16 protein-coding genes are annotated in these 13967 nt (G+C 67.2%); 9 read left to right on the top strand and 7 right to left on the bottom strand.

All coding sequences use genetic code 11. From position 1 onward, the window contains the following. Positions 1–11 precede the first annotated feature (11 nt). The 5 genes from PRL19_RS00370 (at position 12) to PRL19_RS00350 (ending at position 5917) form a co-directional block, all read left to right on the top strand. Positions 12–818, top strand: a complete 807-nt coding sequence (locus PRL19_RS00370) for a glycoside hydrolase family 25 protein (protein ID WP_139598450.1) — start codon at positions 12–14, stop codon at positions 816–818. Further along, positions 791–1453 (top strand): CPBP family intramembrane glutamic endopeptidase, encoded by a 663-nt coding sequence (locus PRL19_RS00365; protein WP_046000981.1) that lies wholly within the window; start codon positions 791–793, stop codon positions 1451–1453. The genes PRL19_RS00370 and PRL19_RS00365 overlap by 28 nt, the downstream gene beginning before the upstream one ends. Positions 1454–1528: 75 nt before the next feature. Then, entirely contained in the window at positions 1529–3304 is a 1776-nt protein-coding gene (aspS, locus tag PRL19_RS00360; RefSeq protein WP_252927535.1) for an aspartate--tRNA ligase, read from the top strand. 65 nt (positions 3305–3369) lie between these two features. Beyond that, entirely contained in the window at positions 3370–4737 is a 1368-nt protein-coding gene (locus PRL19_RS00355) for a DUF1800 domain-containing protein (protein ID WP_273743548.1), read from the top strand. 4 nt (positions 4738–4741) lie between these two features. Next, positions 4742–5917, top strand: coding sequence for a DUF1501 domain-containing protein (locus PRL19_RS00350; protein WP_273743547.1), 1176 nt, complete (start codon positions 4742–4744; stop codon positions 5915–5917). A 2-nt stretch (positions 5918–5919) separates the two neighbouring features. Here the strand turns inward: PRL19_RS00350 and PRL19_RS00345 are convergent, their stop codons facing one another. Next, positions 5920–6654 carry a response regulator gene (locus PRL19_RS00345; RefSeq protein WP_081994695.1) on the bottom strand — a complete coding sequence of 245 codons (735 nt, stop codon included), beginning with the start codon at positions 6652–6654 and terminating at the stop codon, positions 5920–5922. Between the two features lie 129 nt (positions 6655–6783). Between PRL19_RS00345 and mce the strand changes: the two genes are divergently transcribed. Both mce and PRL19_RS00335 read left to right on the top strand, forming a co-directional pair. After that, the gene (mce, locus tag PRL19_RS00340; protein WP_042246072.1) at positions 6784–7188 is read left to right on the top strand and encodes a methylmalonyl-CoA epimerase; all 405 of its coding nucleotides are present in this window, start codon (positions 6784–6786) and stop codon (positions 7186–7188) included. Next, a complete protein-coding gene (locus tag PRL19_RS00335; protein WP_045981605.1) occupies positions 7188–7457 on the top strand; it encodes a DUF1467 family protein in 270 nt (89 codons plus the stop codon). Before mce ends, PRL19_RS00335 begins: the two co-directional genes overlap by 1 nt. On the opposite strand, the gene PRL19_RS00330 is transcribed toward PRL19_RS00335, so the two are convergent. Genes PRL19_RS00330 through PRL19_RS00320 form a run of 3 tightly spaced genes read right to left on the bottom strand, consistent with a single transcriptional unit; the run spans position 7414 to position 9001 of the window. Further along, positions 7414–8130, bottom strand: a complete 717-nt coding sequence (locus tag PRL19_RS00330; RefSeq protein ID WP_273743546.1) for an EI24 domain-containing protein — start codon at positions 8128–8130, stop codon at positions 7414–7416. The genes PRL19_RS00335 and PRL19_RS00330 overlap by 44 nt on opposite strands. Continuing rightward, entirely contained in the window at positions 8127–8699 is a 573-nt protein-coding gene (locus PRL19_RS00325) for a nitroreductase family protein (protein ID WP_273743545.1), read from the bottom strand. Before PRL19_RS00325 ends, PRL19_RS00330 begins: the two co-directional genes overlap by 4 nt. 56 nt (positions 8700–8755) lie before the next feature. After that, positions 8756–9001: a hypothetical protein gene (locus tag PRL19_RS00320; protein WP_273743544.1), complete on the bottom strand. Its 246-nt coding sequence runs from the start codon at positions 8999–9001 to the stop codon at positions 8756–8758. Between the two features lie 141 nt (positions 9002–9142). On the opposite strand from PRL19_RS00320, the gene PRL19_RS00315 reads away from it, so the two are divergent. Both PRL19_RS00315 and PRL19_RS00310 read left to right on the top strand, forming a co-directional pair. Beyond that, a complete protein-coding gene (locus PRL19_RS00315) occupies positions 9143–9913 on the top strand; it encodes a M48 family metalloprotease (RefSeq protein ID WP_273743543.1) in 771 nt (256 codons plus the stop codon). A 186-nt stretch (positions 9914–10099) separates the two neighbouring features. Then, positions 10100–10477 carry a hypothetical protein gene (locus PRL19_RS00310; protein ID WP_273743542.1) on the top strand — a complete coding sequence of 126 codons (378 nt, stop codon included), beginning with the start codon at positions 10100–10102 and terminating at the stop codon, positions 10475–10477. 8 nt (positions 10478–10485) lie between these two features. Here the strand turns inward: PRL19_RS00310 and ilvN are convergent, their stop codons facing one another. The 3 genes from ilvN to PRL19_RS00295 all read right to left on the bottom strand — a co-directional run bounded on the left by ilvN (position 10486) and on the right by PRL19_RS00295 (position 13826). Next, positions 10486–11046: an acetolactate synthase small subunit gene (ilvN, locus tag PRL19_RS00305; RefSeq protein ID WP_045981603.1), complete on the bottom strand. Its 561-nt coding sequence runs from the start codon at positions 11044–11046 to the stop codon at positions 10486–10488. Positions 11047–11071: 25 nt separating this feature from the next. After that, positions 11072–12826, bottom strand: coding sequence for an acetolactate synthase 3 large subunit (locus tag PRL19_RS00300; protein ID WP_045981602.1), 1755 nt, complete (start codon positions 12824–12826; stop codon positions 11072–11074). Between the two features lie 160 nt (positions 12827–12986). Beyond that, positions 12987–13826, bottom strand: coding sequence for an arginyltransferase (locus PRL19_RS00295; protein ID WP_046001162.1), 840 nt, complete (start codon positions 13824–13826; stop codon positions 12987–12989). Positions 13827–13967 lie beyond the last annotated feature (141 nt).

Below are 13967 nucleotides of genomic sequence, written 5' to 3'. Positions count from 1 at the left end.
AAGGGGCAGGCATGAAATTTCTGACAAAGCTGTTGCTGGGGTTGGCGGTGGTGACATTCGCCGTCTCCTGCGGACGGACGCCGCCGCGGGGGCAGGCGCCTGGCGGCTACCAGGTCGCGCCCGGACCCGGGGCGAACCCGCAGCTGGGCGACCGCGCGCCGCACCAGTGGCGCAACGGCGCGCCCTATGGGCATGCGGTGCACGGCATCGACATCTCGCGCTGGCAGGGGGACATCGACTGGAACCGGGTGCGCGGCGCGGGCATCAGCTTCGCCTTCATCAAGGCGACCGAGGGGGGCGATCACGCCGACCCGAACTTCCGCCGCTACTGGTACGAGGCCGCGCAGGCCCGGATCCCGCGGGGCGCCTATCATTTCTACTATTTCTGCCGCTCGGGCGCCGAGAACGCCTATTGGTACATCCAAAACGTCCCGCGCGAGGCCGGATCGCTGCCGCCCGTCCTGGACATGGAATGGACCAATTCGCGCAACTGTCCCCGCCGCCCCCCGGCTGCCGAGGTTCTGCGCGAGGCCGAGGTGTTCATGCAGATCGTCGGCCGCCATTACGGCCAGCGCCCGATCATCTACACCACCGTCGATTTCTATCGCGAGAACCAGATGGGCCGCATGAACGCCGAGTTCTGGCTGCGCTCGGTCGCGGATCATCCCAGTGTCACCTATCCGGGCCAGCGCTGGACGTTCTGGCAGTATACCGGCACGGGCATCGTTCCGGGCATCCGCGGTGACACGGACATCAACGCCTTTGCGGGCTCGGCTGCGGATTGGGCGCGATGGTTGCAGGCGCGTCTGGTTCGCTAGCCCCGCGGCGCTGGCTGCAGGTCGAGTTCGCGGCGCTCTATGTCGGGGCGCCGCTGGCCATCGCACTGTTCCTGCCGCCCGATCAGCTGTTCACCGCGCTGGCGGTGTTCAGCTTGGCCGGGATGGCGCTGCTGTGGATCACCGGCGGGTTCCGCTGGCGCGTTCTGGTGCGGGGCTGGCGGCGGATGCCCTGGCAGGAGCTGGCGGGCATCGCGCTGGCGACGCTGGCGGCGGGCTGGCTGATCCTGGCCTGGATGCGCCCCGAGGCGCTGTTCTCGATCCCCCGCAACCGGCCCGAATTCCTGCTGGTCATCTGGACCTTCTATCCGATCCTGTCGGCGCTGCCGCAGGAGCTGATCTTCCGCCCGCTGTTCTTTCACCGCTACGGCGCGATCCTGCCCCAGGGGCGGGCGGCCATCGCGCTGAACGCGGCCATCTTTTCGTTCGCGCATCTGATGTACTGGTCCTGGATCGTGGCGATCATGACCTTCGTGGGCGGCTGGTTCTTTGCCCGCGCCTATCTGCGGCACGGCTTTCCGGCGGCCTGGGCGCTGCACGCGGTGGCCGGGAACGTGCTGTTCGCCGTCGGCATGGGCGTCTATTTCTACAGCGGCAACGTGGTGCGGCCGTTCTGAAGGCCCGCTCTAAGAGGTTGACTTCCCGCCCGGCCCGCGCTTTGTGCGGGGGCTGAAAAACTGGGGAAAACGCTCATGCACGCCTATCGCAGCCATACCTGCGGCGACCTGAAGGCCGCCGATGCCGGAACCACCGTCCGCCTGTCGGGCTGGGTCCACCGGGTCCGCGACCACGGGGGCGTGCTGTTCGTCGACCTGCGCGACCATTACGGCATGACGCAGGTTCTGGCCGACAGCGACAGCCCGGCCTTTGCCGCGATGGACAAGCTGCGGGCAGAGACGGTCATCCGCATCGACGGCCGGGTCAAGATGCGTGACGCGTCGCTGGTCAACGCCAAGCTGCCCACCGGCGAGATCGAGGTCTATGCCACCGAAATCGAGGTGCTGGGACCCGCGGACGAACTGCCCCTGCCGGTCTTCGGCGACCAGGACTATCCCGAGGAGACGCGACTGGCCTATCGCTTTCTGGACCTGCGCCGCGACAGCCTGCACAACAACATCATGCTGCGGTCCAAGGTCATCCGGTCGATCCGCAACCGCATGTGGGACCAGAACTTCACCGAATTCCAGACGCCGATCATCACGGCCAGCAGCCCCGAGGGCGCGCGCGACTTCCTGGTGCCATCGCGGCTGCATCCGGGCAAGTTCTATGCCCTGCCGCAGGCGCCCCAGCAGTTCAAGCAGCTGATCATGGTCGCGGGTTTCGACAAGTATTTCCAGATCGCCCCCTGCTTCCGCGACGAGGACCCGCGCGCCGACCGCAGCCCGACCGATTTCTATCAGCTGGACATGGAGATGTCCTTTGTCCGTCAGGAGGACGTCTTTGCCACCGTCCAGCCGGTGATCCAGGGCCTGTTCGAGGAGTTCGGTGGCGGCCGCCGCGTGGACGCCGACTGGCCGCTGATCCCCTATGCCGACAGCCTGCTGAAATACGGCACCGACAAGCCGGACCTCCGGAACCCGATCGAGATGCAGGTGGTCAGCGATCACTTCCGCGGGTCGGGCTTCGGCATCTTCGCCAAGCTGCTGGAACAGGAGGGCACCCAGGTCCGCGCCATTCCCGCGCCCACCGGCGGCAGCCGCAAGTTCGCAGACCGCATGAACGCTTTTGCGCAAGGGCAGGGGCTGCCCGGCATGGGCTACATCATCTGGCGCCGCGCCGAGGACGGTTCGACCGAGGCCGCCGGTCCCATCGCCAAGGCGCTTGGCGTCGAGAAGACCGAGGCGATCCGCACGCAGCTGGGCTTGGCCGAGGGTGACGCGGCCTTCTTCCTGGGCGGCCGTCCCGACCAGTTCGAGGCCGTCGCGGGCCGCGCCCGCACCGAGATCGGGCGCGAGCTGGGCCTGATCGACGAGAACCAGTTCAAGTTCGCCTGGATCGTCGATTTCCCGATGTACGAGAAGACCGACGACGGCAAGATCGACTTCAGCCACAACCCCTTCTCGATGCCGCAGGGCGGGATGGAGGCGCTGAACGGCGACCCGCTGGAGGTTCTGGGATACCAGTACGACCTGGCCTGCAACGGCTATGAGCTGATCAGCGGCGCGATCCGCAACCACAAGCCCGAGATCATGTTTAAGGCATTCGAGCTGGCCGGCTATCCGGCAAGTGAGGTCGAAAAGCGGTTCGGCGGCATGGTCAAGGCGTTCCGCTATGGTGCGCCGCCGCACGGGGGTTGTGCCGCGGGCATCGACCGCATCGTGATGCTGCTGGCGGACGAGCAGAACATCCGCGAGGTCATCATGTTCCCGATGAACCAGCGCGCCGAGGACCTGATGATGGGCGCCCCGTCAGAGCCCACCAACGAACAGATGCGCGACCTGCGTCTGCGCGCGTTGCCGAAAGAGTGACCTGACCCCGGGCGGCGGGCATGGCATGATGCTGCACAGCAGCACCAGCCGGAGCCTGTCGCCCGATGCCGTCCTATGCTGAAATCGCCGCGATCCGCCTTGGCTTCGGCCTGTCGCCGCGCCTGACACCGCCCGCCGACCCGGCGGGAATGGCGGCATCGGTTGCGGCGGCCACGCGGATCGGGCCGCAGGCCGTGACGCTGGACAAGGTCCGCGCCTGGCAGGACAAGGGCCTTGACCTTGGCGCCGCCGCCCGCGCCGGCGATCCTGCCGCCCGCGATCGCGATGTCGCCTATCGGCGCAGGCTGGGCGGCATCTATCGTGCGGCGATCCAGAACCGTTTCGCGCGCGCAGTCGATGACCATTCCGGCTTCGGGGAACGTCTGGTCTGGTTCTGGGCCGATCATTTCACCGTCACCGGTGGCACGGTCTATTGGAACCTGATGACCGACGCCTTTGTCCAGGATGCGATCCGTCCGCATCTGACCGGTCGGTTCGCCGACATGATGCTGGCGGCCGAAATCCATCCGGCGATGGTGCGCTATCTGGATCAGGACCGGTCGGTCGGCCCCAACTCGGCCCGCGCGCGCAGAAATCCCGACAAGCCGTTGGGATTGAACGAGAACCTGGCGCGCGAGATGATCGAACTGCACAGCCTTGGCGTGGGGGCCGATTACTCCCAGCAGGACGTGACGCAGCTGGCCGAACTGCTGACCGGACTGGCCTATCACCCCCGGCAGACGGGCATCTTCCGTCCCGGCCAGGCCGAACCGGGGGCCGAGACGGTTCTGGGCGCCCGCTATGGTGGGGGGCGCGCCAGTCTGGACGACATTCGCGGGGTCATCGCCGATCTGGCCCGCCATCCGGCGACCGCCCGGCATATCGCCCGCAAGATGGCCGTGCATTTCGTCGCGGACGATCCGCCGCAGCCGCTGGTCGATCGGTTGGCGGCCGTGTTCGCCGATACCGGCGGCGATCTGGGCGCGATGAACCTGGCGCTGGCAGAGGCGCCGGAACTGCGGCAGCAGTTCCGCCAGAAGATGCGGCAGCCCTTCGACTTTCTGGTGGCCGCCCTGCGCGGCCTTGGCGTCGACGGGCGGCAGGTCCGCGACATGAAGCCGGGCCAGCTGCAGCGTTTGTTGCTGCAGCCGATGACCGCGATGGGGCAGGCCTGGGGCAGCCCCTTGGGGCCCGACGGCTGGCCCGAGGATCAGGCGGCCTGGGCCAGCCCGCAGGGCTTGGCAATGCGCATCACCTGGGCGCTGAGCGCGCCGTCGCGGCTGACCGACCCGCTGCCCGACGCACGCCAGCTGCTGCGTGCGGCCTTGGGCGACACCGCGTCCGAGGCGCTGTCCTGGGCGGTCCCGCGCGCCGAAAGCCAGGCCGAGGGCGTGGCCTTGATCCTGGCCTCGGCCGATTTCAACCGGAGGTGACGCGATGCTGTCTCGGCGGCTGTTCCTGAAATCGACGGCGCTGATCGGCTGCTCGGCCGCCGCGCATCCGCTGCTGTCGTCGGCGACCTTCGCGGCGGCGCCGGGCGACAATCGCCTGGTCGTCATCATCCTGCGCGGCGCGATGGACGGGCTGGACGCGTTTCAGCCCTATGGCGACCCCGCACTTCGGGGGCTGCGCCAGACCCTGTCGCTTGGACCCGATCACGGCGCCACCGATCTGGACGGGTTCTTTGCGCTGCATCGGGGCCTGTCGGAGCTGATGCCGCTGTGGCAGGCAGGGCAACTGGCCTTCGCGCCCGCCGTCTCGACGCCCTATCGCGACAAGCGCAGCCATTTCGACGGCCAGACCATGCTGGAGGCCGGCACGGGCACCGACCTGAACCTGGATGCCCAGCAGGACGGCTGGCTGAACCGGCTGCTGCAGGCGATGCCGGGGCAGGCGTCGGAGACCGCCTATTCTGTAGGGGTCTCGCAGATGCGCATCCTGCAGGGGCAGGCCCCGGCCAAAAGCTGGACCCCCAAGGCGCAGATGGACCTCAGCCCGCAGGCCGAGCAGCTGCTGACGCGCATCTATCACGATGACCCGCTGTTCCGCGACGCCAGTGCGCAGGCGATGGAGATCGTGGCCAGCCTGTCGCCGGACCTTGCCACAGGCAAGCCGGGACAGGACCACCTGGAGATCGCGCGTTTTGCCGCGGACCGCCTGAACGGCCAGACGCGGATCGCCAGCTTTTCCATCGGCGGGTGGGACACCCATGCGGGGCAGGCGGGGTCGCTGCCGCGGATGCTGGGGCGGCTGGCCGACACGATTCTGACGCTGAAGGCGGATCTGGGCGCGAACTGGGCCCGCACCACCGTCATGGCGATGACCGAGTTCGGACGCACCGTCCGCGAGAACGGATCGGCGGGGACCGATCACGGCACCGGGGGCACGCTGCTGGCGGCGGGGGGCGCCGTGCGCGGCGGGCGGATGATGGGCGATTGGCCGGGTCTGGCAGAGGACGACCTGTACGACGGGCGCGACCTGATGCCCCTTCGCGACATTCGCGCCTATGCGGCCTGGGCGATGCACGCCAAGTTCGGCATCGATCGTGCCACCCTGGAGGGGTCGGTCTTTCCCGGACTGGACATGGGGTCCGATCCGCGGATGACCGCCTGATCCTACATCTCGGCCACGCGGGACAGGCGGTCCTGGACCATGCCGCTGATGCGGGCCAGATCCGTCGCAAGCGCGTGGCCCGCGTTATAGTCGCGCGCAAGTGCTGTGGCCGCAGCCTCCAGCGCGGGGTCGTGCGCCGAGCGGGCGACGCCGGCCAGGAAGCGGGCGATATAGTCGATCTCGGTCGTGTCATGGGCGCTGGACAGCACCTCGGCCACGTGGGCCAGATCGTCGCGCAGGCCCGAGGGGTCGGGCTGGATCACGTCGTCGGGCAGCGCCCGCAGCGTCATCGCCCCGGTATCGGCGGGCAGCACCCGCAGGATCGCCTGCTGGAACACCGCCAGGCTCTCGACCGGCTTGGGCAGGAACCCGTCCGCACCCGCCGCCAGCGCCTCGGACGCGCGGTCGGGATCGCCGGACATCGCCAGGATCACCGGCACCCGCAGTTCGGCGGCGTGCAGTTCCGCGATCAGCGCGACCCCGTCGCCATCGGGCAGGCCCAGGTCGATCACCACCACCGCCGGACGATAGCTGCGCAGATGTCGCGCCGCGGACCGCAGGCAATCCGCGCGGCGAATCCGCGCACCGGACTTGAGACATAGCAGCCGCACGGCCTCGCTGGCAAAGCGCGAATCCTCGATCACCAGCACCGTCAGGCCTGTCAGCGGTCTGTTGGGCAGCGACAAACGCCATTGCGGCAAGGGCTTGGGCGTGTCGGCCGTGATATCCGTCAGCATGTCTGTGTCCCCATCCACGTCTTCACGCCCAGTTAAGCCCCGATTCGCTAAGAACCGGTTAACGGCGATGCTTTTCCTTTCCCGCGGCGCGCCCAGGGCTTAGAACCGCCTGAAACGGAGGATGTGACGATGATCGGTCGCCTGAACCATGTCGCTATTGCCGTCCCCGACCTGCAGGCGGCGGCGGCACAGTACCAGACCACCCTGGGGGCCACGGTCGGCCCGCCCCAGGACGAACCCGACCACGGCGTGACCGTGGTGTTCATCGAACTGCCGAACACCAAGATCGAGCTTTTGTACCCCCTGGGCGACGACAGCCCGATCCGCGGGTTCCTGGACAAGAACCCGTCGGGCGGCATCCATCACATGTGCTTCGAGGTGGATGACATCATCGCCGCGCGCGACCACATGAAGACACAAGGCGCCCGCGTGCTGGGCACCGGAGAGCCGAAGATCGGCGCCCATGGCAAGCCCGTGCTGTTCCTGCACCCCAAGGATTTCAACGGCTGCCTGATCGAACTGGAGCAAATCTGATGAACCTGACCGGCGGTATTGTTCTGTTCGCCTCGCTGTGGTTCCTGACCCTGTTCTGCGTCATGCCCATCGGGCAGCGCAGTCAGGCCGATGCCGGAGAGGTCATTCCCGGCACCCATGCGGGCGCACCGTCGGGCGTGAACTGGCGGCGCAAGCTGATCTGGACCACGGCCATCACCAGCGCCATCTGGGCCGTGCTGGCGTGGATCATCCTGGGCGGCGTGATCACGCGCGCGGATATCTCGAATCTGGACCAGTGGATCCGCTGATCATCTGGAACAGGTGGGTGAAGGCCGCCGCCGCCAGCAGCGGCACGGCGATGTTGACCACGGGGATGACCAGGCCCACCGCGACCAGCACGCCCGTCAGGGTCACGCGCGCCGAATGGGCGCGGCGCAGGTCGTTGGCCGGGCCTTCGTCCAGGTGGCGGCGGGCGGCCATCTGAAAGAACTCGCGCCCCAGCAGCCAGCCGTTCGCGCTCAGGAACAGCAGGGGCGCAAAGGGGCCGATGAAGGGCGTCAGGATCAGGCTGATCACCAGCACCCCCAGGACCGCCAGCACGACCGCCACGGATTCCAGCAGCCCGTCGAAGAAGTCCAGCGACGTGCCGCGGCGGTCCGGGTAATGGATCGCCTCGACCTTTTCGGCAACGGTTTCCGCGAAGAGGCCCGCAAAACCGGCGGCGACCGGGGCCATCAGGAAGATCCCCATCACCGGAAACAGCGCCAGCGATCCCCAGGACAGCACCTGACCGAACTCGATCTGGCCCAGCCAGGGCAGCGTGACCCCGCCCGGCAGCCACAGCCGCAGCGCCCAGAAGATCGCCGCCTGCAGGGCCACGAACAGCACCAGCGTCAGCCCGATGCCCAGCAGCACCAGCCGCAGCACCGATGGGCGCAGCAGGTCGGCCCAACCCCGCAGCAGCGCGCGAATGGGCATCATGGCCGCCACTCGGTCTTGGCGGCGATGTCGGGGCGCGGGCGTTCCGGGGGCTGCGCGCCGCGGGTGCCGATATGGATCAGCCCCGCGACGCGCTCATGCGCCGCGATGCCCAGATGCGCCTGCGCGAAGGATTGGTCCAGCGCCGCAAAGCCCGTCAGCCAGGCGGCGCCCCAACCGGATGCCAGCGCCGCGTTGACCAGCCCCAGGCACAGCGCGCCCGTCGACAGGACCTGCTCCCATTCGGGAACCTTGGGACTGTCGACCGGGGAGAAGACAACCGCCACGATCACCGGCGACGCCATGGCCGAGGCCGCCTTGTCCGCCGCCGCCTGATCCTGCCCCGCGGCCAGGACCGCATCGCGCAGCCGCGGCGCCATCGCATCCAGGGTTTGGCGGCCCAGCACGACAAAGCGCCACGGCTCCAGCTTGCCATGATCGGGAACGCGGGCCGCCAGGGTCAGCAGATCGGCCAGCTGGTCAGGGTCCGGGCCCGGGCCGGTCATCATCTTGGGCGGGTGGGACCGGCGGGTGGCCAGAAACTGCAGGGCGGCGTCGTTGCGGTGGTCCATGCGGATCTCCTGTAAGATCAGGGGCGGTAGCCGAGAAGCTGGCCGCGGGCGGGCGTTTAGTCTTCCTTTTCGATGCGGTAATTGCCCTCGGGCAGGTTCAGCGCAAGGCGCAGTTCGGTCAGCTGATGCATGGACAGGGTGATGCGTACGACCTCTTCGCCGTCATCGCTCATCTGTTCCAGAATCACCCGGTCGTCAAAGCCCAGGATGACGACGTCCTCGTTCAGCGGGCGTGTCTGGGCCTCGGCCTCGTCGATCAGGGTGATCACGGTCGCGTCGAAGTCGTGTTCGATGGTGAACATCCGAATCTCCTTGGGAAAGGCCCGACAATCGCGTGAAAGGGGGGCTGCGGCAAGCGGTCGGGGTTTACGCCGGACGGGCAGGGGGTATTCTGCGCCGACAGGATCGCGCCGACGCCGGGGCGGCGCAACAGGGCAGGGACGATGGGACAGATGATGGCGCGCAGCTGGCTGGCAGGGTTGATCGCGGCAGTGGCCGTCGCGGGCTGTGCGCCGCTGCCCGCACCCGGCACCGCCCGCATGCCCGCGCCCGTCCCGCAGGTCCCGGTCCTGCCGGCCCCGTCGGCCCCGCACGCGGCAACGCCGGACGGCGCTGCGCGCAGCTTTGTCCAGGTGATGCGCCGGATGGAGCCCGCCGTCCGCCAAGACTGCCTTAACCGCCGCACCGCGCCGATCAGCTGCGATTTCCTGTTCGTCGTCGACGACCGCCCGGGGCTGGAGCCGAACGCGTTCCAGACCGTCGACCGCAACGGGCGCCCGGTCGTGGGCTTTACCCTGTCACTGATCGCGCAGACCCAGAACCCGGACGAGATCGCCTTCGTCGTGGGGCACGAGGCCGCGCACCACATCCTGAACCACCTGGATCGCAAGTCCGGGGCGGCTACCGCCGCGGCCGTCGTCCTTGGCAGCCTGGCCTCCGCCTATGGCGGCGACACCGGCGCCATCGCCCGCGCGCAAGAGATCGGTGCATCGGTCGGCGCACGCTACTATTCCAAGGAATGGGAGCTGGAGGCGGACTATCTTGGCGCGATCATCACGCTGAACGCAGGCTATGATCCGATCTCTGGTTCGGGCCTGTTCCAGCGAATCCCCGACCCCGGAAACCACGTCCTGGGCACACACCCGGCACGCGGGCAACGCCTGGCGCAGGTCCGCCGCGCGGTGGCCGACGTGCAGGCGGGGCGCATCCGCTAGGGCTGGTGGTGGGGTTGTGCCTGCGCCGCAACGCGACAACCTCCGGCTGCAATAAAATTCACGTGGTGAAAGGAAAAAGCTGGCATACCGGCGGTTTTCTGCTTTAGTCGGCAAAGGTTTGCACAAGACAGATCCTTGAATCGATACCATCCGGCGCTTCGGCGCCTTTTCTATGAAGGGGCGCCCATGATCGGGGTTGTCGTATGGAGCAGCGGGTCGCGTGAAAAGGCGATCATCTGGTGCGAAGATCAAGCAACGCTGGCCTATCTGCAGGGAACCGCGAATTTCGCCGGGCCCGGCGAATGGCCCCAGCCCGGTGATCTGGTCGAACTGGAAACCCGGACCGTCGGCAACCTGCGCCATGCCCTGAACGTGACCATGCTGTCGGAGAAAAGCTGTTTGCAGCTGCCGCGAATCCTGGCCGATTCGCAGCAACAGCAGGCGTCACGGCCAGCCCTGCGCGTCGTGGCGCATCAGGATGCCGTGCCAAGCGGATCCGTGGCGTCGTCCACCCGGCGCCCGGCGACGACCTATGCGCGACCCCGCAGCGGGGCCGCACGCTAAGGGGGCGATCAGGCGCCGCGTGACAGTGCGGCGACCCCTGTGCGCGCCAGGTCGGTCAGACCTAGGGGACGCATCAGATCGGCAAAGGCCTCCAGCTTGGACGGCGTGCCGACCAATTCGAAGACAAAGCTTTCCAACGTTGAATCGACCACGTTCGCGCGAAAGATCTCGGCGATGCGCAACGCCTCGACGCGCTTGTCGCCGGTGCCACGCACCTTGAACAGGCCCAGTTCGCGTTCCACCACCGGCCCCTCGACCGTCAGGTCATGGACCTCGTGGACGACCACGATGCGGCCCAGCTGCGCCTTGATCTGCTCGATCACCTCGGGGGTGCCGCGCGTGACCACCGTGATACGCGAGCGGTGGCCGCTGTGGTCGACCTCGGCCACGGTCAGGCTGTCGATATTGTAGCCGCGCCCTGCGAACAGGCCGATCACGCGCGCCAGGACGCCCGGCTCGTTCTCGACTAGGACGGCCAGGGTGTGGCTCTCCTCGCGCGGGGCGTGCGGATCGCGCAGGTCATAGGCCGAATGGCTGGACATGCCCTTCTGGATGTTCAAAGCGTTCATGGTTCTGCTCTCTTTCCGGCCGGTCTCAGACCAGCACCGCGCCTTCGGATTCGATTACGCCCTGCGTCTCGGCCTCGCCCAGCAGCATCTCGTTATGCGGCTTGCCGGAAGGGATCATCGGGAAGCAGTTCTCGTGCTTCTCGACCAGCACGTCCAGGATGAAGGGGCCGTCGTAATCGATCATCTGCTGGATCGCGGCGTCCAGATCCTTAGGGTCGCGCACCTGCGCGCCGGCGCAGCCGAAGGCCTCGGCCAGCTTGACGAAATCGGGCAGGCTGTCGGACCAGGACTGGCTGTAACGCTCGCCGTGCAGCAGCTGCTGCCACTGGCGGACCATGCCAAGGCGTTCGTTGTTCAGGATGAACTGCTTGACCGGCAGGCGGAACTGTACGGCCGTGCCCATCTCCTGCATGTTCATCAGCCAGCTGGCATCACCCGCGACGTTGATCACCAGTGCCTCGGGATGGGCCATCTGCACACCGATGGATGCGGGCAGGCCATAGCCCATCGTGCCCAGACCGCCCGAGGTCATCCAACGGTTCGGCCCTTCAAAGCCCAGGTACTGCGCCGCCCACATCTGGTGCTGGCCGACCTCGGTGGTGATGTAGCGGTCGTGGCCCTTGGTCAGCGCCTCCAGCCGTTCCAGCGCGTGCTGCGGCTTGATGATCGTGTCGCTAGGGCGATAGGCCAGGCATTTCCGGGCCCGCCATTGCTCGATCTGGCCCCACCATTGCTGGACCGCGGCGCTGTTCGTCTTGCGGCCGCGCGATTTCCAGACCTTCAGCAGATCCTCCAGCACATGGCCCACGTCCCCGACGATCGGCACGTCGACGCGCACGACCTTGTTGATGGACGACGGGTCGATGTCGATATGCGCCTTGACCGATCCGGGGCTGAAATCCGCGATCCGCCCGGTGATCCGGTCGTCGAAGCGCGCGCCGATATTGATCATCAGGTCGCAGCCGTGCATGGCCAGGTTCGCCTCGTAGGTGCCGTGCATCCCCAGCATGCCCAGCCACTTGTCGCCCGATGCCGGATAGCAGCCCAGCCCCATCAGCGTCGAGGTGACCGGAAAGCCCGTCGCTTCGGCCAGTTCGCGCAGCAGTTGGCTGGCGCCGGGACCCGAATTGATGACGCCGCCGCCGGTATAGAGGATCGGACGCTCGGCCTGCTCGATCAGTTCGACCAGGCGGGTGATCGCGCCCAGATCGCCCTTCTTCGTCGGCTGATAGCGGCCCGTGTCGACCTGCTTTGGCCCGACATAGGTGCCGGTCGCGAACTGCACGTCCTTGGGGATGTCGATCAGCACCGGACCGGGACGGCCCGAGGTGGCGACGTGGAAACCCTTGTGGATCGTCGCGGCCAGCTTGTCCGTGTCCTTCACCAGCCAGTTGTGCTTGGTGCAGGGGCGGGTGATGCCGACCGTGTCGGCCTCCTGGAAGCCGTCGGTGCCGATCATGAAGGTCGGGACCTGGCCCGACAGCACGACCAGCGGGATCGAATCCAGCAGCGCGTCGGTCAGGCCGGTGACCGCGTTCGTGGCGCCGGGGCCCGACGTGACCAACACGACGCCCGGTTTCCCGGTCGCGCGGGCATAGCCCTCGGCCATGTGGACGGCGCCCTGTTCGTGGCGGACCAGGACATGGGTGATGTCGTTCTGCTGAAAGATCTCGTCATAGATGGGTAGGACGGCCCCGCCCGGATAGCCGAATACGGTATCGACGCCCTGATCGCGCAGCGCCTCGACCACCATTCTCGCACCCGTCATTGTTCGGGACATCGTCTTGCTCCATCCATCAAAAACACCCGCAAAGCGCACTCGTCTCGGCCCCGCGTCGGCGCAACCTAGGGTCACGTTCGGACAGGGTCAATGGCATTTGGCGGAGAAAGTGACGCAGGCACGCCGGAAATTGAAACTTTATTTCGCGGTTTGACGAACGCTATCGGTCGAATTGCGGCAGCGCGATACGGGCGACCTGTTCGACGATCGGATCGACGGACAGGGGATGCGCTTCGTTCGAATGATCCTCGGGGTTGCCGATATCCTGCCAGACGCCACCCTTGTAGATCTCTAGCGCGCTGAAGCGGGCCTTGTAGTCCATCTTGCGGCTGCCCGGCACCCAATAGCCCAGATAGACATAGGGCAGGCCCGCGGCCCGCGCGATCTCGATATGGTCCAGGATGATGTAGGTGCCCATGCTGGCCGGCCGCAGCAGCGGATCGTAGAAGCTGTAGACAAGGCTCAGCCCGTCATCCAGCACGTCGGTCAGGCACACACCGGCCAGGTGATCGTCGCCCTGCGCCAGCGCCGGCATCGCATCGTCGCTGCACCGATATTCGATGACGCGGGTCTTGACCGGCGTCTCTTCGATCATCGCGGCGAATTCAAAGATGTCCATGTCCGCCATGCCACCATCCGCATGGCGGCTGTCCAGATAACGGCGGAACAGTTCGAACTGATCCTCGGTCGCCCAGGCACTGGTGGCCAAGCGGCGCAGGGCGGCGTTGCGGGTCGTGATGCGGCGTTGCGTCTTGGAGGGGCGGAAATCGGCCACCCGGATGCGCGCCGACATGCAGGCCACGCAGCTTTCGCAGCTGGGTCGGTAAAGCACGTTCTGCGACCGGCGGAATCCCTGCCGCGACAGCGCGTTGTTCAGTTCCGCCGCATTGTCGCCCTGCAGCGCGGTGAACAGCTTGCGTTCGGCCCGCCCGTGCAGGTACGGACAGGGCTGTGGCGCGGTCACATAGAACTGCGGCGCATGGGGCAGCGTATGGCGCATCAGGTGCGCCCCTTGCAGCATCTGGTCAGGTCGCAACTGATCATGCGGGCGCAGAAGGTTCCGTATCGCGGGTTGGTGTGCGCGAAAGCCTAGCAACGATTTCCCGGCAGGCCAAGCGTGGAAAGCAGCGGGCCCGCCGGT

The organism is Paracoccus marcusii (genome assembly GCF_028621715.1).
GTDB lineage: Bacteria > Pseudomonadota > Alphaproteobacteria > Rhodobacterales > Rhodobacteraceae > Paracoccus > Paracoccus marcusii.
This window is presented reverse-complemented; position numbering and strand designations above follow the sequence as displayed.